The sequence below is a fragment of the Pseudomonas sp. SWRI68 genome (assembly GCF_014269165.1).
Lineage (GTDB): Bacteria > Pseudomonadota > Gammaproteobacteria > Pseudomonadales > Pseudomonadaceae > Aquipseudomonas > Aquipseudomonas capeferrum.
In genome coordinates this window covers 1-18,420 of record NZ_JABWRU010000036.1, presented here as the reverse complement: position 1 = coordinate 18,420, position 18,420 = coordinate 1, and the positions used below count along the sequence as shown (strand labels likewise).

General features: G+C 64.6%; 15 protein-coding genes and 1 pseudogene. 8 read left to right on the top strand and 8 right to left on the bottom strand.

Going from position 1 to position 18,420, the window contains the following annotated elements; all coding sequences use genetic code 11:
- Window positions 1-361: 361 nt before the first annotated feature.
- The 6 genes from HU770_RS26340 to mdlC form a co-directional block, all read right to left on the bottom strand.
- Window positions 362-1,309, bottom strand: a complete 948-nt coding sequence (locus HU770_RS26340; RefSeq protein ID WP_186666487.1) for a FecR domain-containing protein — start codon at window positions 1,307-1,309, stop codon at window positions 362-364.
- 3 nt (window positions 1,310-1,312) lie between these two features.
- Window positions 1,313-1,822 carry a sigma-70 family RNA polymerase sigma factor gene (locus HU770_RS26335; protein ID WP_033697249.1) on the bottom strand — a complete coding sequence of 170 codons (510 nt, stop codon included), beginning with the start codon at window positions 1,820-1,822 and terminating at the stop codon, window positions 1,313-1,315.
- Window positions 1,823-1,997: 175 nt separating this feature from the next.
- Complete coding sequence (locus HU770_RS26330) at window positions 1,998-3,251, bottom strand: OprD family porin (RefSeq protein ID WP_186666485.1); 1,254 nt, start codon at window positions 3,249-3,251, stop codon at window positions 1,998-2,000.
- Between the two features lie 118 nt (window positions 3,252-3,369).
- Window positions 3,370-4,845, bottom strand: coding sequence for an aldehyde dehydrogenase family protein (locus tag HU770_RS26325; protein ID WP_186666483.1), 1,476 nt, complete (start codon window positions 4,843-4,845; stop codon window positions 3,370-3,372).
- 14 nt (window positions 4,846-4,859) lie between these two features.
- Complete coding sequence (locus HU770_RS26320) at window positions 4,860-6,209, bottom strand: aromatic acid/H+ symport family MFS transporter (RefSeq protein WP_186666481.1); 1,350 nt, start codon at window positions 6,207-6,209, stop codon at window positions 4,860-4,862.
- 61 nt (window positions 6,210-6,270) lie between these two features.
- Window positions 6,271-7,857: a benzoylformate decarboxylase gene (gene mdlC, locus HU770_RS26315; protein ID WP_186659961.1), complete on the bottom strand. Its 1,587-nt coding sequence runs from the start codon at window positions 7,855-7,857 to the stop codon at window positions 6,271-6,273.
- Window positions 7,858-7,983: 126 nt separating this feature from the next.
- On the opposite strand from mdlC, the gene HU770_RS26310 reads away from it, so the two are divergent.
- Window positions 7,984-8,880 (top strand): LysR family transcriptional regulator, encoded by an 897-nt coding sequence (locus HU770_RS26310; RefSeq protein WP_186666479.1) that lies wholly within the window; start codon window positions 7,984-7,986, stop codon window positions 8,878-8,880.
- Here HU770_RS26310 and HU770_RS26305 read toward each other — a convergent pair.
- Window positions 8,877-10,208 carry an MFS transporter gene (locus HU770_RS26305; RefSeq protein ID WP_186666476.1) on the bottom strand — a complete coding sequence of 444 codons (1,332 nt, stop codon included), beginning with the start codon at window positions 10,206-10,208 and terminating at the stop codon, window positions 8,877-8,879. The two genes, HU770_RS26310 and HU770_RS26305, sit on opposite strands and share 4 nt — an antisense overlap.
- A gap of 564 nt (window positions 10,209-10,772) precedes the next feature.
- Here HU770_RS26305 and mrdA point away from each other — a divergent pair.
- Together mrdA and HU770_RS27215 are read left to right on the top strand one after the other, a co-directional pair.
- Window positions 10,773-12,665: a penicillin-binding protein 2 gene (mrdA, locus tag HU770_RS26300; protein ID WP_186659954.1), complete on the top strand. Its 1,893-nt coding sequence runs from the start codon at window positions 10,773-10,775 to the stop codon at window positions 12,663-12,665.
- A 6-nt stretch (window positions 12,666-12,671) separates the two neighbouring features.
- Window positions 12,672-12,788, top strand: a pseudogene (locus tag HU770_RS27215) (sigma-54-dependent Fis family transcriptional regulator); the annotation flags it as partial.
- 105 nt (window positions 12,789-12,893) lie between these two features.
- Here the strand turns inward: HU770_RS27215 and HU770_RS26295 are convergent.
- Complete coding sequence (locus tag HU770_RS26295; RefSeq protein ID WP_186666474.1) at window positions 12,894-14,381, bottom strand: aldehyde dehydrogenase family protein; 1,488 nt, start codon at window positions 14,379-14,381, stop codon at window positions 12,894-12,896.
- 201 nt (window positions 14,382-14,582) lie between these two features.
- Here HU770_RS26295 and HU770_RS26290 point away from each other — a divergent pair, with 201 nt between their 5' ends.
- Genes HU770_RS26290 through HU770_RS26270 form a run of 5 tightly spaced genes read left to right on the top strand, consistent with a single transcriptional unit; the run spans window position 14,583 to window position 17,978 of the window.
- A complete protein-coding gene (locus HU770_RS26290; protein ID WP_186666466.1) occupies window positions 14,583-15,734 on the top strand; it encodes an amine dehydrogenase large subunit in 1,152 nt (383 codons plus the stop codon).
- 15 nt (window positions 15,735-15,749) lie between these two features.
- The gene (locus HU770_RS26285; RefSeq protein ID WP_186666464.1) at window positions 15,750-16,286 is read left to right on the top strand and encodes a MauE/DoxX family redox-associated membrane protein; all 537 of its coding nucleotides are present in this window, start codon (window positions 15,750-15,752) and stop codon (window positions 16,284-16,286) included.
- Window positions 16,287-16,289: 3 nt separating this feature from the next.
- On the top strand, window positions 16,290-16,919 hold the full coding sequence (gene mauD, locus HU770_RS26280) for a methylamine dehydrogenase accessory protein MauD (protein ID WP_186666462.1): 630 nt from the start codon (window positions 16,290-16,292) through the stop codon (window positions 16,917-16,919).
- Window positions 16,920-16,933: 14 nt separating this feature from the next.
- Window positions 16,934-17,455: a methylamine dehydrogenase light chain gene (locus HU770_RS26275; protein WP_027595339.1), complete on the top strand. Its 522-nt coding sequence runs from the start codon at window positions 16,934-16,936 to the stop codon at window positions 17,453-17,455.
- A gap of 4 nt (window positions 17,456-17,459) precedes the next feature.
- Complete coding sequence (locus tag HU770_RS26270) at window positions 17,460-17,978, top strand: cytochrome C (RefSeq protein ID WP_186666454.1); 519 nt, start codon at window positions 17,460-17,462, stop codon at window positions 17,976-17,978.
- The last annotated feature ends 442 nt before the right edge of the window (window positions 17,979-18,420 follow it).

Sequence of the window (18,420 nt, the reverse complement as noted above, 5' to 3'; positions counted from 1 at the left end):
GCCGCCCGCGCGGCGCATCGCGACGCAAGGCCGCTCCTACATTTGTTTCGGGCCAGTGAGGCCAGTGGCATTTGCGCGCGACCGCCTTGTTTGTACGACGCGATATTGAGGGGGCACCAAGGGGCCGCGCGCCAATCCCCCAGGAATAATTGGCCCGAAACAAATGTAGGAGCGGCCTTGCGTCGCGATGCGCCGCGCGGGCGGCGCTCGATCTCATAGGCGCCGAAAATGCCGAGCCTGGCACCTGCGGCGCTCGATCTCATAGGCGCTGAACCTCCCAAGGCATGCCCGGCGGCGCTCGATCTCATAGGCGCTGAAAATGCCGTGGCAAACACATGGCACCCCCTCAATACCCTCCCCCTCAAACCGACTCAACACGCGCCCAATACCGGCTGAACCGACGAACACGCACCGGCAAGGTAGTCGTGAGGTTATCCAGCACAGTGTCGATATTGCCCAAATGAAAAGCCCCAGACAGCCGCAGCTCACTGACCGCCTCATCACACCCCAGGTGCCCAGGCCGATAGCGTTGCAATTCGCTGACCACATCGCCAAGGCGCCAGTCATCCACCAGCAGCATGTCGCGGGTCCAGGCGTCAGGCAGCGCGGTGGCGGGCTGCACCAGCCCTACGCCATCGGCACGAAAACTCAGTTGCTGGCCGGCCTCGACGCGCGTTGCGGCCAACGCATGCGCGCTGCGCACCTCCACGGCATGCTCCAGCACACAGACCCGAGTGCTGTCGGCATCGCTGCGCACGGTGAACCGTGTGCCCAGGGCACGGATGCTGCCTTGATCGGTATGCACGATGAATGCTCGGGCCTGCTCGTCGCGGGCAGTTTCCACCGCTATCTCACCGCCCAACAGGTGCAATGCTCGCCATTGGGCGCTGTAGCGGATATCCACCGCCGTGGCCGTGTTCAACTGCAAGCGGCTGCCATCCTGCAAGCGCAGCGAACGGCGCTCGCCAACCCCTGTGCGCTGGTCGGCCATCAACCGCGCAACGCCCCCCTCGTTCCAGGCCAGCCCCCCTGCCCCGCCCGCCGCCAGCAAGATCGACATCACCTTGAGCACCTCGCGGCGCTTGGCCCTGGCAGTGCTCAGGGTCGGGCGGGCGATGCCCGGTGCCACCTGTTCGAACGTGCCCTGCAAGCGCGCCAGGCGTTCCCAGGCCTGCAGGTGCAATGGATGGCTGTGCAACCAGCGCTGGTGCGCCGCGCGCGTGCTGTCATCCGCATCGCAACGCAACTCGACATACCAGCGCGCAGCGGCTTCGAGCACACGCCGGTCCAGGGGCTGAGCCTCTGCCACGGTTCAGTCCTCGGCCAGCATCAGGCAATGGGTCAGCGCACGCACGGCGTGCTTCTTGACGGTGGTGACCGAAACGTCCAGCCGCCGCCCGATCTCGACATAACTCAGGCCATCGAGTTGCGCCATCAGGAAGATTTCACGGGTGCGGGCGCCCAGGCCGTCGAGCAGGCGATCGATCTCCAGCAACGCTTCGATGATCAACGTGCGCGCTTCGGGCGAAACCTCGAACTGCTCGGGGCGGGCGGCCAGCGTTTCCAGGTAGGCCTGTTCAACGGCCCGACGCCGGAACATGTCGATCATCAGGCTGCGCGCGATACTGCTCAGGTAGGCCCGTGGCTCACGCAGCTCGGCCGCCTTGCGCAGGGTCAGCACGCGGATGAAGGTGTCCTGGGCCAGGTCTGCGGCATGCTCGACACAACCGAGCTTGTTGCGCAGCCACCCACACAACCAGGGATGGTGCTCGGCGTAGAGCGTGTGCACGGTTTTTTGCAGGGAGGGGTCAGCGCAGGACATGGAGTGAACCGGCAAGGGCGTCTTTAATAATGACTCTCATTTAACCTGAGTCATCAGGGGTTTCGCAACTCTCATTGAGCCTAAACCTGCGGCCCGGAACACTGTCTCTTCGACGTGCTCGTGCAGGTTCGGCACACCGGCAAGGCCGGAAAGGGGCGCACAGCGCCCCCAGCGGTCACAACGAAAACGGATAACTCACGATCAACCGCGTCTGGTCGAAGTCACCACTGAAGCTGCGCCGGTTGCTGGCGTTGTTCAACCGAATGTTGAGGTTCTTCAAGGTGCCACTCTGGAAGGTGTAGTTCACCTCGGTGTCACGCTCCCACTCCTTGCCATTGCTGCCCGCCCCCGTGGTGGCATTCTCGCCGTGCCCATAGCGCACCATCGCCAACAACCCTGGCACGCCCATCGCGGCAAAGTTGTAGTCATAACGCACCTGCCAGGATCGCTCGTCGGCGTTGCTGAAGTTGCCATTGAACATATCGTTGCCCAAGGTCCGGCCACTGCTGCCATATACCGACATCCACTGGCTGTCGCCGCTGACCTTCTGCAACCCCAGGTACACCGTGTGCCCGCTGTGCGAAGCCGACACCAAGCCATACGCCGTGCGGCTCTGGATATCGCCAATGCGCGCCTGGCCGTCTTCCTTGTCGATGAAATAACCCAGGTTGGCCGCCAGCGTCCAGTTACCCAGCGGCTGCGTGTGCAGCAGGTTGAAGTAGCTTTGCTGGTAGATGTCTTCGAGCTGCGAATGCCAGGCCCCGACCAGCGTGCGCTGCTGGTTGAAACGGTACTCGGCACCGGCGTAATTGAACCCGTCAGCCATCACCCCCGGCGCCGCCCAGGCCGACAAGTCCTGCATGTTGGACGAGTTGCGCAGGCTCACCTCACGGTACTGGCCAGCCTGCAGGCTCAGGCCTTCTATCTCGCGCGAGTCGAGCATCGCCCCGCGAAAGGTCTGCGGCAGCAAGCGGCCATCGTCGTAGCGCAACAGCGGGATGTCGGGCATCAGCTCGCCCACCTTCAGCTCAGTTGCCGAAATGCGCAGCTTGGCCGCCAGCCCGGCCCGCCCATAGTTGTCTGCCGCACGCCCGTCATCGTGCACCGGCAGCAACTCGGAGCCACTGGCATCGCGGCTGCTGTCCAGCTTCATGCCGAACAGGGCAATGCCATCCAGGCCGACGCCGACCAGGCCAGGGGTATAGCCGGAGGTGAACTTCAGAATGAAGCCCTGGGCCCACTCGTCGACCTTGCTCTTGGCCGCACCCGAATCGCGAAAATCCCGGTTGAAGTAGTAGTTGCGCAGCGTCAGCCCAGCCTTGGCATCTTCCAAGAAGCCGCCCTCCTCGGCCCAGGCAGGCAGGCTCAGGCCTGACACCAGCGAAACAGCAACGGCCGTACGGGCCAGGGTGCAAGACGTGTCGATCATTATTATTGTTCTCCGCTTTTCATGGACGCAGCCGGCCCCAGCGGGCGGCTCGGCGCCCGTCATCGGGTGGCTGCTGGGGTGCCCGGCCGGGCCGGGCAGCACTCAGGGGTTCAGTGCATCAGAAGGGGTACGCGCGCGGCGTGTGCTGCACGCTGACCCAGTGATCGCGGGTGAACTCATCGATCGCCCAGTCACCGTTGAAGCGCCCGAGCCCCGAGTTTTTCTCGCCCCCGAACGGCGCATTGGCCTCATCGTTCACCGGGATATCGTTGATGTGCGCCATGCCCGCACGCACCTGGCGGGCAAAGCGCACGGCACGCTCCAGGTTGCGGCTGAACACCGCGCTGGAAAGCCCGAACTCGCTGGCGTTGGCCAGCGCCAAGGCATGGGCTTCATCGCGCGCGCGCAACAGGCCGACCAGGGGGCCGAAGATTTCATTGCGGGCCAGGTCCATGTCGACCGTGACTTCGCCATACACATGCGGCGCCAGCAGGTTGCCGGTCACCCCACCCTCGTACAACGGCTCGGCGCCCTCAGCCCGGGCCAGGCTGATTTTCTCTTGCAGGCCCTGCAGTTGCCGGGCGTTGATCACCGGGCCGATCACCGTTGCCGGCAAATTCGGGTCCCCCACCACCAGCGCTTTGACGCGTGCGACGAAACGCTCGGCAAACGCGTCGTAAAGGCTGTCATCGATAATGATCCGGTTCACCGCCATGCAGATCTGCCCCTGATGCAGGAACTTGCCGAACACGGCAGCGTTCACCGCCTGGTCGAGATCGGCATCGTCCAGCACCACGAACGGGCTATTGCCGCCCAGTTCCAGCGCAACATGCTTGAGGTGCTGGCCACCGCTGGCGATACGGCCGATGCCGCGCCCCACTGGGGTGGAACCGGTAAAGGTGATCAACGAGGGCAGCTGATGCTCGACAAACGCATCGCCGATTTCACTGCCTGCACCGACCACCACGCTGAGTACGCCCGACGGCAGCCCGGCTTCTTCGAAGATGCGCGCCAGCAGCAAACCGCCGCACACCGGCGTATCGCTGGCGGGCTTGACCACCACGGCATTGCCCAGCGCCAGGGCGGGGGCAATCGAGCGTTGGGTCAGGTGCAAAGGGAAGTTCCACGGGCTGATGACCCCGACCACGCCCAAGGCGCTGCGGTACACGCGGCTTTCCTTGCCCGGCACGTTGGAGTCGACGATACGCCCGTGTACCCGCGACGGAAACGACGCAGCCTCCAGCGCAATCGCCCGCGCCGCGCCCCATTCCAGTTGCGCCTTGAGCCGGGTGCTGCCGGACTCGCGAATGATCCACTCGACGATCTCTTCGCGGCGACGGTCAAACACCGCCACCACCTCATGCAGCACGGCCGCCCGCGCCCCAGGCCCCAGGCCCGCCCATTGCGGCTGGGCCTGGGCGGCAGCGTGGTAGGCCGCATCCAGGTCATCACGGTTGGCCTGTGGAATCTGCAGCAACAAGGCGTCGTCGAACGGGTTGTGCACGTTCAGGGTCTTGCCGGCAGCGCCGGCGCGCCATTGGCCGGCAATCGGCTGCAGGTGAAGGTCACGGTAACGCGGGCAGGTATCAGACATGAAAGGCTCCTTGGTCAAAACGTAGGTTTGTTGGCCGCTTCCGGCGCGTCGGCCGGTTGCGGTGCACGCACGTGGATGCAGACGATGGCCAGCGCACCGATCACCCCCGGCAAGGCGAAAGCCAGGAAGTTCTGCTGCAACGGCAACTGCATGGACAGCAGGCTGCCACCGAGCATCGGCCCTGCAATCGCACCCAGGCGGCCGATGCCGGCGGCCCAGCCGACGCCGGTGGAGCGGATGTGCGCGGGGTAGGCAATCGAGGCATAGGCGTGGATGACTGCCAGGGTGCCGATGGTGGTGGCCCCGGCAACCAGCAACAGCAGGTTCAGCAGCACAGGGCCAGGCTGCAGGCCCAATGCCGCCAGCGACAGGGCGGCCAGCACGAAGAACAGCGCCAGGGTGCGCTGCACCCCAAGCCGGTCGGCCAGCCAGCCGCCGAACAGCGCGCCCAGCGTGGCGCCGATGTTCAGCGTCACCAGAAACGCAAGGCTCGAGCCCAGCGGATAGCCACCCTGCGCCATCAACTTGGGCAACCAGGTGTTGAGGCCGTAGCTCATCAGCATGCACATGGCGAAGGCCACCCACAGCAGCAAGGTTGCCAATGCCTGGCCCTTGCCGAACAACTGCGCCACGCGCGCCACGCGCGCCGTGCGCACCGGCTGGCCGGCGCCCTGCAGGCGCAGCTCGGTACCTGGGCGAAACGCCGGGTCGACCTTGACCAGCAGCCGATCAAGCTCGTCACGGCGGCCCTTGAGCTCAAGAAACGCCGCCGACTCAGGCAAGTACCGCAGCATGAACGGCACCGCCAGCACCGGCAGCACGGCCACGTAGAACACCGCCTGCCAGCCCCACTGCGGGATCACCACGATCGCCAGCAGGGCCGACAGCACCGCACCCACCGAGTAGAAGCTGGACATCACGGTGATCATGGTGCTGCGCCGCCCCTGGGGGGCGAATTCGCTGATCAGGTTCACTGCGCTCGGCACCAGCGCCCCCAGCGCCAACCCCGTCACCAGGCGGCATGCGCCGAGCTGCAGCGGGGTGCTCGCATGCCCGGTCATGAAGGCGGCGCAACTGGCCAGCAAGGTGGTCAGGATAATCAGCTTGCGCCGCCCATAACGGTCAGCCAGCGGCGCCAGCAAGGTCCCGCCGAACAACATGCCGAACAGTGCACAACTGCCCAGTGTGCCGGCTTCGATTGCACTGAGTTGCCACTCTTGCATCAGGCGCGGCACCACCGAGCCGTAGATCACCATGTCATAGCCGTCGAACAGCATGATGAAACAGCCCCACAGCAGTATCAGCAGGTGGGTGCGATTAAAGGGTGCAGCATCGATCACTTCACTGACGGAAGTCGTCTTCATAGCCACCTCGGTTTTTTATTGTTGTTGTGTTTCGCGCCAGGCGCGGCGGTTGCCCGATGCTTCAGGGAGCAATGGTCTGGGTCGGTACCTCGATCAGCACGGGGCGGTTACCCGCCAGGGCCGCGCTGAACGCACGGGCGAACTCGGCACCGGTTTGCGCCTGCACAGCCTGCACGCCGTACCCCTGGGCGATGGCGCAAAAGTCCAGGCCTGGCACGTCCAGCCCTGGCGCATCGCTCACGTTCAGCACATCGGCAAACCAGCGCAGCGCCCCATAGGTGCCGTTCTTCAGAATGATGAACACTACCGGGATGTTGTACTGCGCAGCCGTCCACAGCGCGGTGATGCCGTAGTTCGCCGAGCCGTCGCCGATGATGCCGATGACGCGCCGCTCGGGGGATGCCAGCTGCACGCCGACCGCCGCTGGCAGGCCGAAACCCAAGCCCCCTGCGGCCGGGAAGAAGTAGCTGCCCGGCTCACGCATTGCAACACGCCGCCAGAAGGCACCGACCGTGGAGGTGGACTCCTTGACGTAGATCGCGTTGGCGGGGGCCAGGCGGTCGATCAGCTCGAAGACCGTTTCCGGGTGCAGCAGCCCGCCGTCGTCGGCCACCGGCTCCGGCTGCGGCAAGGCCACCGGCATGGGCCGCTCGCTCGGCGTCACGCCCGCCACCAGGGCTTCAAGTGTCAGCGCGATATCCGCGACCAGGGCATCACCCATCGGAGCGCGCGCGGCCTCGCCAGGGTCGCAGGTCAGGTGCAGCAGCTGGCAGTCGGCAGGCAGGTAGTCGCCCGGTGCATATTGGTGATAGCGAAACACCGGTGCCCCCACCACCAGGATGAGGTCGTGCTCCGCCAGGCAGCGGCTGATGCCCGCGATCGAAGCCGGCAGTACCCCACGGAAACACGCATGCCGCGTCGGGAACGGGCAACGTGAGGCCGACGGCGCCACCCAGGCGGTCATGCGCAGCTTTTCCGCCAGTTGCACCGCCAGGCCGTTGGCCCCGCAGCCATCGACATCCGGCCCCAGTACCAGCACGGGGTTGCGCGCCGCCGACAAGCGCTCGCACAGCCCCTGCACCTGTGCCGGCGAAGCCAGCCCGGCACTGGCTACCTGCCGACGGGCCAGATGCTCGACGCCCTTCGGTGCTTCGCAGGCCCAGTCGTCATAAGGGATCGATACATACACAGGGCCGCGTGGCGGCAGGCTGGCAGCATGGATCGCCTGGCTGAGGGCACGCGGCACATCCTGCGCCGAGGCCGGTTCGTGGCTCCACTTGACCAGCGGCTTGGGCAACTGCGCCGCGTCCACATTGGCCAGCATGGCCTCCACGCCGATCATGCTGCGTACCTGCTGGCCGGCGGTGATCACCAGCGGGCTGTGGGAGTACCAGGCGTTGGTCAGTGCGCCCATGCCATTGCCGGTGCCGGCGGCGGCATGCAGGTTGACGAACGTCGGCTGGCCGCTGGCAAGCGCATAGCCGTCGGCCATGCCCACTACCGCCCCTTCATGCAGGCCCAGGACATAGCGAAAATCTTCTGGGAAGCCCTTGAGAAACGGCAGCTCGTTGGAGCCAGGGTTACCAAACATCGTGGTCAGGCCATGCTGGCGGAGGATGTCGTAGGCGGCGCTGTGAACAGTTTTCATAAAGACCCTTGCAGCTCGTTTTTAGAATTTGGGTTACTTTTGCAGCCGCTACCAAATTGATCAAATCGATACTATCTTTGACAAAAATAAAACTGATCTATATAACCACGCACGACGCGAGTGCCCATGAGCCACATTGACCTGAACCTGATCCGCACCTTCGTCACCCTTTACGAAGCCCGCAGCGTCACCCTCGCCGCCGAGCGTTTGTTCGTCACCCAACCTTCGGTGAGCTATGGCCTGGCGCGCCTGCGCGAGCTGTTCGACGACACCCTGTTCAGCCGCACCCGTGACGGCATCCAGCCGACGTTCGTTGCCGACCAGCTGTACGCGACGCTGCGTGATGCACTGACGCGCATTGAAAGCGCCGTGCAGAGCACCCGCCAGTTCGACCCTGCCAGCACCGAGCGCAGGTTTCGCATCGCCCTCTCCGACCTTGGCGAAATGGGCTTTTTACCGCTGATTCTGGCGCGCCTGAACCGCGAGGCACCGCAGGCCGAGGTCGAAGTGCTGCCCTTGCAGGTCGACCAGGTGGGCGAGTGGCTGGCCAGTGGCAAGATCGACGCTGCGATTTGCCGCCCACCCGTGCCCGGCACCCGCAGCCAGGTGCTGATGCACGAGCGCTACGTCTGCCTGCTGAGCAGCGCCCACCCGCGCATCGGCGACAGCCTCAGCCTTGAGCAGTTCGTTGCCGAGCGCCACATCACCGTCACCCGCACCACCGGCCACGGCAGCGTCGAGGATGTGCTGAACAGCATGCAGGTGCAGCGCCGCATCAGCCTGCACGTGCCGCACTTCTCGGTGCTGCCCAAGATCATTCCCGGCACCGACCTGCTGGCGGTATTGCCGGCCCAGATCGCCAGGCTGTTCATGCAGGACGGCGGCTTGAAGATGCTCGAATTGCCCTTCCAGGTGGCCGCGTTCGATGTCTCGCTGAACTGGCACCCCAACAGCGACAACTCTGCCGCCCTGCAATGGTTTTGCGCGACGGTCGCCGAGGCGATCATCGATGGCCAGGCCTAGGCGTCGACCAGGGCGGGCTGCGCCGGCCTTGCCGCTGGCCGGAGCAACAGCAGGCAACCTGCGGCCAGTACGAAGACAATGGCGAACACCCCGTACAGGTGCAGCGGTTGCCAGCCCCCATCGAGCAACACGCCGGCCACGGTCGGCGACAGGATGGCGCCGATCCGGCCGATGCCGATGCCCCAGCCCACCCCGGTGGCGCGCACTGAAGCGTCATAAACCACCGGCGACAGGGCATACAGCCCCGCCACGCAGCCGTTGGAGAACAGCCCGATCAGCAGCCCCAGCGCCAGCGCTGCGCTGACCGATGAACCGCTCGCCACGAACAGCACCAGCAGCCCGGCGGTGATCAGCATGAACATCGACAACACGCGGCTCAGTGGCCAGCGCGACGACAAGCCACCAATCAGCGCCGCCCCGAGGATGCCGCCAACGCTCAGCAGCACCCCGCCGGTGATGCCCTGCTGCGCCGACAGGCCTGCGGCAACCAGCAGTTTTGGTGTCCAGCTCATGACGAAATAGAACCCGAACATCACCAGGAAGAACAGCAACCAGATCACCAGGGTGGTGCGGCGCATGTCGGGTGTCAGCAACTGCCTGAACCCGGTGGCAGCGCCTGGCACCTTGAGCTGTGGCGCCGGCAATGCTGACAGTGCCGGCTGCCCCAGTTTGGCCGCCAGGCGGTTGACCCGCGCCAGGGCATTACGCGGGCGACGCGCCAACAAGAAGTCCAGCGATTCCGGCAGCCACAACAGCACCAGGGGGATCACCAGCACGGTGACGATGCCACCGAACAGAAACACCGAGCGCCAGCCCCAATGGCCCAGCAACCATACCGCCAGCAAGCCGCCAAGCGTGGCGCCCAAGGCATAACCGGTGGACTGCAGGCTCACCGCCAGGCCGCGCCAGCGTTTGCTGGCATATTCGCTGGCAATCACATTGCTGCTCGCCAGAATGCCGCCGATGCCAAGCCCGGTCAGGCCGCGCAGCAGCGCCAGTTGCAACGGGCTCTGGCTCAAGGCCGAGAGCAGCATGCCAATACCGGAGAGCGCAAGGCAGAACAGAATCAGCGGGCGGCGGCCGAAACGGTCGGCCCACGGCGCGATGAACAGCGACCCGGCCGCCATGCCGAACAGGCCGGCGCTGAGCAACAGCCCCACCTGCGCCCCGCTCAGGCCCCACTCTGCAGAAACCGAAGCCGCCGTGAAGGCCATCACCAGCACATCGAAGCCATCGATCATGTTCAGCACGATGCAGATACCAATGGCCAGGCACTGGAATCGGCCCATCGGCTCATTGTCCAGACGCTGCTTGAGGTCGGTGTTCATGGGGTCACCTGCCGGCCGATGCTGACCACAGACGAGAGAGAAGACGTGCACACGCAAGGCGAGCAGCAGAAACCGTGACGGTTCCACGCCCGTGATAAGCCATTCATGACTGGACCCTTCTTGTAATTGTTGTCGCGCACGGCCGGAGGGCTCTGGCCGTCGTCAGGCGCTAATCAACCAGATAATGGATCCATAGACAATATGGTGAATTTTGGCTAAACCACCACATGGCACAGAAATTGGCATTCACCAAAAAATATTTACTATTTTTATCAGCATTTTCAATTAGTTATGAATTTAGCAATTTTTAGTTTTTCCGTTCGTTTACCGCACACCTGTTTTTATGGATCCACAAAGTACCTTTCTGCGAGCCATTCATCACGCCAACGAGCGCAGCCATGAACAAATCTTCATGTTGCCCGTAAGCACCCTGATCACGGGGGCCAACGGCCGATCGCCAGCCCCCGCCAACGCCTGCCTGCCTTGAGGGAAAAGGACGCGTTGCGTAGCATCGCCGGCCCTGGGGCCGCTGCCCGGCCACACCGCTACCCCTCAGAGTTCCCCATGCCCCAACCCATCCCCCTCAAGGACCACGAAAAGGAAAAGCACCTGGTCAATCGCCGGCTACTGGCCTGCGCTGCCCTGGTCTTCAGCCTGGTCGCGGTCCTGGTGGGCCGCCTCTATGTGCTTCAGGTCGTGCAGCATGACCAGCAAAGCGCCGTGTCGGAAAACAACCGCGTGCACGTGCTGCCCATCGCCCCCGAGCGCGGGCTGATCTACGATCGCAACGGCGTGGTGCTGGCAGACAACAAACCCAGTTTCGACCTGACCATGACCCGTGAACGGGCAGGCGATTCGGCCAAGGTGCTCGATACCCTGGCGCAGGTCCTGAGCCTGACCGAGGATGACCGTAAACAGTTCGACAAGGACCTGCGCCGCGGCCGCAAACCGTTTGAGCCGGTCACCCTGCTGGTCGGCCTGAACGAAGAACAGATCGCCCTGATTGCGGTCAACCAGTTCCGCCTGCCAGGCCTTGATGTAGAGCCGCAGTTCATTCGCGAATACCCCCTGGCCGAGCATTTCGCCCATTCGGTGGGGTATGTCGGGCGCATCAACGAAAGAGAAGCCAAGACCCTCGACAGCACCGAGTACCGGGGCACCCAGTCGATCGGCAAGACCGGCATCGAGCACTTCTACGAAGGCCAGTTGCACGGCCAGGTGGGCTACGAAGAAGTCGAGACCAACGCCCAGGGCCGGGTCATGCGTGTGCTCAACCACAAGGCACCGACCCCCGGCAAGGACATCATCCTGAGCCTGGATGCCCACCTGCAACTGGCCGCCGAAAAGGCCCTGGGCGATCGACGCGGCTCGGTGGTGGTACTGGACCCGGCCAACGGCGACGTGCTGGCGATGGTCAGCAACCCAAGCTTCGACCCCAACCTGTTCGTCAAGGGCATCAGCTTCAAGCAGTACGCCGCCCTGCGCGACTCGATCGACCGCCCGCTGTTCAACCGCGTATTGCGCGGCCTGTATGCGCCGGGTTCGACGGTAAAACCGGAAGTGGCCATCGCCGGCCTCGACAGCGGCGTGATCACACCTGGCAGCCGGGTGTTCGACCCGGGCTACTACGAACTGCCCAACTACGCGCACAAGTACCGCAACTGGAACCGCAGCGGCGACGGCTGGGTGGACATGTACACCGCAATCATGCGGTCCAACGACACCTACTTCTATGACCTGGCGCACAAGCTGGGGATCGAGCGCCTGCACGATTACATGGCCGAGTTCGGCCTGGGGCAGAAGGTGTCGCTGGACATGTTCGAAGAAGCGTCCGGGCTGATGCCGTCCGCCGAGTGGAAGCGTGCCACGCGGCGCCAGGCCTGGTTCCCCGGCGAGACGTTGATTTTGGGTATCGGCCAGGGCTACATGCAGGTCACCCCGCTGCAGTTGGCCCAGGCCACCAGCCTGCTGGCGAGCAAGGGCGTGTGGCACCGCCCGCACCTGGCCATGACCGTGGGCGGCGAGACGCCGGTCGACCCCAACCCCATGCCCGACATCGTGCTGCACGACAAGCACGCCTGGGACCAGGTCAGCCAGGGCATGCAGATGGTCATGCACGACCCGCGTGGCATCGCCCGCGCTTCGGCGGCCGGCGCCCAGTACCGCATCGCCGGCAAGAGCGGCACGGCGCAGGTGGTGGCGATCAAGCAGGGCGAGCGCTACAACCGCAACAAGACCCTGGAGCGGCACCGCGACAACGCCCTGTTCGTCGGCTTTGCCCCGGCTGATCACCCGAGTGTGGTGGTGGCAGTCATGATCGAGAATGGTGAAGCGGGCGGGCGCGTGGCGGGGCCCGTGGTGCGTGAGGTGATGGATGCCTACCTGCTGGATGAGCAGGGGCATCTGAAACCGGAGTATGCGGGGAATGTGGCGAGCAAGGCGGTGCCGCATAGTTAGAGGTGGTTGTCGCGCAACATCACACGAACCCGGCTGATTGCGATTGGGGAATTGATGGTGAACAAGCGGCGTGACCAGGCACAGCAGGCGCTGGATAACCGGGTGGTGCGGCTGTCGATCTGAGAGGTGCGTTGCCAGTACCCGCGAAGAGGCCAAACCCAAGACAAGCAACTAGCCGCCTCCCCTCTATCTCCCGACGAACAAACCGCAATCCTCCCTGAACATTGATCAATACCTGATCATCACCGACTTGAGCTCGGTGTAATCCTCGATGAACGCACTGCCAAACTCGCGCCCGACCCCAGATGCCTTGGTCCCACCAAACGGCACCGCAGGGTCGAGGAAGGTGTGCATGTTGACCCAGACCGTGCCCGCCTCGATCTGCGGAATCAACCGCAGCGCCTTGGACAGGTCATTGGTCCACAGGCTCGCGGTCAAGCCATAGGGGCTATCGTTCATCAACGCCAGCAGCTGCTCCTCGTCATCGAACGGCAGCACACAGACGATCGGGCCGAAGGTTTCCTCGCGCAGCAACGGGTCGTTGGCATCGTTCGCCAGCACCACCGTGGGCTCGACGAAATAGCCCGGCCGATCGAGCGCTCTCGCCCCGCAGATCACCGTATTGCTGGCACGCGCACGCGCGAAGAAGCCAAGAATCTTCTCACGGTGCGCAGCATTGGCCAGGGGGCCAAACTGGGCCTCGGGGTCCAGTGCCGAACCTATCTTCAACTGCCCCAGTGCCTCCCCCAGCTTGCGGGTGAAGGCCTCGACCTTGCTGCGGTGCACATACACCCGCTCCGGTGACGCACACACCTGGCCCTGGTGCACAAAGGCCGTTTGCAGGATGCCCGCCACAGCACTGTCCACATCCACATCGGCCAACAACGCTGCCGGGTTCTTGCCGCCCAGCTCCAGCGTGGCGCGGGTCAGGTTGGCCGCCATTGCGGCCTTGCCCACGGCGATACCGGTCGGCACCGACCCGGTGAATGCCACCTTGGCCACCTGCGGATGCTCGATCAACCACTGGCCCGCCTGCCCGCGCCCGTTGACCACGTTGAACGCACCCGCCGGCACCCCCGCTTCTACCGCTAGCTCAGCGATGCGCAGCAGCGTCAGCGGCGTGAATTCGCTGGGCTTGACCACAATGGTGCAACCGGTCACCAGGGCCGAGGCGATTTTCCAGATGCCGATCATCACCGAAAAATTCCACGGCACGATGCCTGCCACCACACCTACCGGCTCGCGCAAGGTGAAGGCGGTATAGCGCTCGCCGCCGAATGACGGCAGCGACGGGGTCATGGTCTGGCCGGTGATCTTGCTTGCCCAACCCGCGAAGTAACGCAGGAAAACTACACTTTGAGCGATCTCCAACCCGCGCGAGAGGTTGATCGACTTGCCCGAGCACAGGGTCTCCAGCTGAGCCAGCTCCTCGGTATTGGCCTCGATCAGGTCGGCCAGGCGGTTGAGCACCACGCCTTTCTGATAAGGCGAAACCTGCGCCCAACTGCCCTTGAAGGCTTGCCGAGCGCTGAGCACTGCACGCGCCACTTCCGCCTCGCTGGCCTCGGCGACACGGCTGATGACGGCGCCGCTTGACGGGTCGTGAATGTCGACCGAAGGCCCCGCTTCACCCGCCAGGTACTGGCCATCGATGAAATGGCCGTGGGGCCTGGCGAGGAACTCGACCACGGCAGGTAACAGCTGGATATCGCTCATGAGATGACTCCTGGAGGGCAGCGCAAAAGTAGGTGCGGGCCGATCTTCAGGCCCTTGCCCACCCGCCTGCCAGCCCCGAAGGGCGTTTTGTCAGGGAGCCTCAAGAGAATGTCACGCTGGCCAAATCACCACCACGGCCCAGGCGGCACACTGCGATCACTGCGATTTCTGCATAACCCATAACAACATCGGAGATAGCCAATGCGTCGCGTAGACAGGCTTAGCATCTCGGCAGCCTTGGCCTTGGCCCTGGCCGCGAGCACAAGCGCGGTGCGGGCCGACCTGCCCGCCGAAGAGATCGGCCAGAACAGCCTGCCGTTCCCGCCGGACCCACACCGTGTGTACATCCTCGATGTGGACTTCAAGAACCCGATCGCCGGCAAGGTGGTGGTGGTCGACCCCAAGGCCAAACGCATGCTCGGCATGACCACCAACGCCTTTGTCGCCCCCACCGCGCTGAGTCCGGACAACCGCACCCTGTACTCGGCCAACCTGTTCTACTCGCGCGGTACCTACGGCGAGCGCACCGACGTGCTGGTGGCCTGGGACACCCAGACCCTGCGCCCGCAATGGGAAGTGGTGCTGCCCACCAAGCGCGCCTCGACGCTCACTGAGAAGTACGCCATGGGCGTCAGCGCCGACAGCAAGCTGGCCTACGTCTTCAACCTCACGCCGTCGACCTCGGTGACCGTGGTCAATACCCAGACGCACAAGGTCGCCAGCGAAGTCGCCATCAGCGGCTGCGTGCTCAACTACCCGGTCGGCAAACGCAGCTTCGCCTCGCTGTGCGGTGACGGCCAGCTATTGGTGGTGACGCTGGATGACGAAGGCAAAGAGGTCTCGCGCACCCAGACGCCCTTCTTCGACCCGAACAAGGTCCGCCTGAACGAGCGCGCCATCGCCAATGGCGACACCTACTACTTCACCACCACCCATGGCGAGGTGTACCCGGTGAGCTTCGAAGGGGGCAAGGCCAAGCCGCAGCCCACCTGGTCGCTGGTCAGTGACCAGGAGCGCCAGCAAGGCTGGGCACCGGGTGGCTGGCAAGCCCTGGCCCTGGCGCCGGGCCTGAACCGCTTGTATGCGCTGATGCATGACCAGCACACCGATGGCAAATGGGAAGACCCGAGTACCACCATCTGGGCCTTCGACCTGAAGACCGGCAAAAAACTCGGCACCCTCGACTCACCCAAGCCGGTCTGGAGCCTGCAGGCAAGCCATGACCAGGCGCCCATCCTGGTGGCCACCGACCTGGAAGGCGGCGTGCAGTTCTTCGACCTGACCACAGGCAAGCACAGCGGTGCCATGGACCAGATCGCCGACACACCAGTGCTTACCTTCGCCCCTTGGTAAACAGGAGACCCGATCATGCTCGACCCTGTCCTCGTGATTGCCAGCAGCACAGCCCTGGCGGCGCTGCTGGCCAGCGCCGCCAGCCACAAGCTGCGCGACCGGCGCGCCTTCAGTGCCGTCGTGCGCGCCTACCAGGTGCTGCCCTCGCCCCTGGCCCCCGCCGCCACGGCAAGCCTGGCGCTGGCTGAGCTGGCCCTGGCGCTGGCCCTGCTATTGCCCGCCTGGCGCGCCAGCGCAGCGCTGGGGGTAGCCCTGCTGATGGCGCTGTATGCCGGCGCCATCGGCGTCAACCTCTGGCGCGGGCGCCGCGACATCGATTGCGGCTGTTCAGGCCCCGGCGCCACCCAGCCCCTGCGCCCGGTGTTGTTGCTGCGCAACCTGGTGATCACCGTGCTGGCCGGCCTGGCGGCATTGCCCATGGCAGAGCGCGCACTCGGTGGCCTGGATATTTTCGTGGTGATCGCGGCAAGTGCCGTGGCGCTGCTGCTTCATGTCGCGGTGGATGGCCTGCTGGCCAACCAGCCGCGTCTTGCCAAATTGACGGGGAGATAACCCATGCAACTGCTCATCGCATCGAACATTCTGCTCTGGCTGCTGCTGATTGCAGTGGCCTTCACGGTCATGGCCCTGGTGCGCCAGATCGGCGTGCTGCATGGCCGTATCGCACCGGCCGGGGCGCTGATGGTGGACAAAGGCGTAACCGTCAACGACCCCGCCCCACAGGTGACCGCCGCCGACCGCCACGGCCGCCCGGTGAACATCGGCTACCACGGCGAGCGTTCGCAGTTGCTGTTCTTCCTTGCCCCTGGCTGCCCGGTGTGCAAATCGCTGCTGCCGGCGATCAAGTCGATCGCCAAGGACAACAACGGCGCGCTGGACGTGATCTATGTCAGCGACGGTGATTTCGCCGAACAGCAAGCGCTGATCGAAGCCAACGATTTGCAGCAGGCCACCTACGTGGTCGGCCCCGAGATCGGCATGACCTACCAGATCGGCAAGCTGCCCTACGCCGTGTTGATCGACCAGGCCGGCACCCTGCGCGCCAAGGGCCTGGTCAACTCCCGCGAGCACCTGGACAGCCTGTTCGAGGCCGTGCACCTGGGCAGCGCCAGCCTGCAGCAGTACCTGCACGGTAACCACGCGCATGGCCACGACCACGCCCACCCACACAGCGCGCAGCACTGATCGCGGAGCACACCATGAGTTTTCTCGACAAACTGTTTGAACGCTCCAGCCGCCACGTTGCCGACACCACCTCACGGCGCAAGGTGTTGGCGCGCCTGGGTTCGCTGATTGTCGCGGGCGCGGCGCTACCGGTGCTGCTGCCGATCGACCGCACCGCCAAGGCGCTGGCCGCCGAGCAACCGAAGATGGGTGACCCTGGCGACCCGACCAGCTGCGACTACTGGCGCAACTGCTCGATCGACGGCTTTCTGTGCTCGTGCTGCGGCGGCTCGATTACTTCCTGCCCGCCCGGCACCGATGCCTCGCTGGTGACCTGGATCGGCACCTGCCGCAACCCGGCCGACGGCAAGAACTACATCATCTCGTACAACGATTGCTGCGGTAAGCACGCCTGCGGCCAGTGCGCCTGCTCGCGCAACGACGATGAACAGCCGTTGTATCGGCCCTTCAACAACAACGACATCAACTGGTGCCTGGGTGCGGAGTCGAAGATCTACAACTGCACCGTGACCATCATCCGCGGCGTAGCGGTATAGCGCCGTGAAGGGTCTGACGGCGTTGCTGCTCCTGTGCCTACTGGCGCCCGTCGCCCAGGCCAGGACCCTGCCCAACCCCAACCAGCGCCCGGCACAGGGTAACGAGGTGCCACCGGTGCCGATTGCCCAAGCCGGGTACTCGGTGCCGGTGAACTACCAGTTGCAGTGCGCCGGCTGCCACCGGGACCACGGCGAGGGCTCGGTGGCCAACGACACGCCGCGCATGCAGGGGTTTGTCGGCAACTTTCTGAGGGTACCGGGTGGGCGCGAGTTTCTGGTGCGGGTGCCGGGGATTTCACAGTCGGCGCTCAACGATCAGCAGATAGCCGATTTGCTGAACTGGCTACTGGCGCGGGACGGGATGGCTGGCAACAGTTCACCCGAGCAATGGCCACCGTACAGCGGCGAAGAGGTGCGCCGGGTGCGCCAGAGCAGCATGCTCAACCTGCCCGATGTGCGGGGCGGGTTGATTGACGCGATGCGGGCTGAGGGGATTGTTATTGGGGATGGGCTTGGGCGCTGAATTGTGGTTGTTTTGGTGGGGGTTCGCCATGACGGTTTTAGCGCCTGTGAGATCGAGCGCCGCCCGCGCGGCGCGTAGCTGTTCGCCATGACGCTTTTAGCGCCTGTGAGATCGAGCGCCGCCCGCGCGGCGCATCGCGACGCAAGGCCGCTCCTACATCTGTTTCGGGCCAATTATGCCTGAGGGATTGGCGCGCGGCCCCTTGGTGCCCGCCTCAATATCGCGTCGTACAAACAAGGCGGTCGCGCGCCAATGCCACTGGCCTCACTGGCCCGAAACAAATGTTGGAGCGGCCTTGCGTCGCGATGCGCCGCGCGGGCGGCGCTCGATCTCATAGGCGCTGAAAATCCCCAGCCATGCACTTCGACTGCAACATCTAGAAACACCCCTGCCCCGAAATTGATACCTCCCGACGCATCCCACCCAAGAAGATCCTCCACCC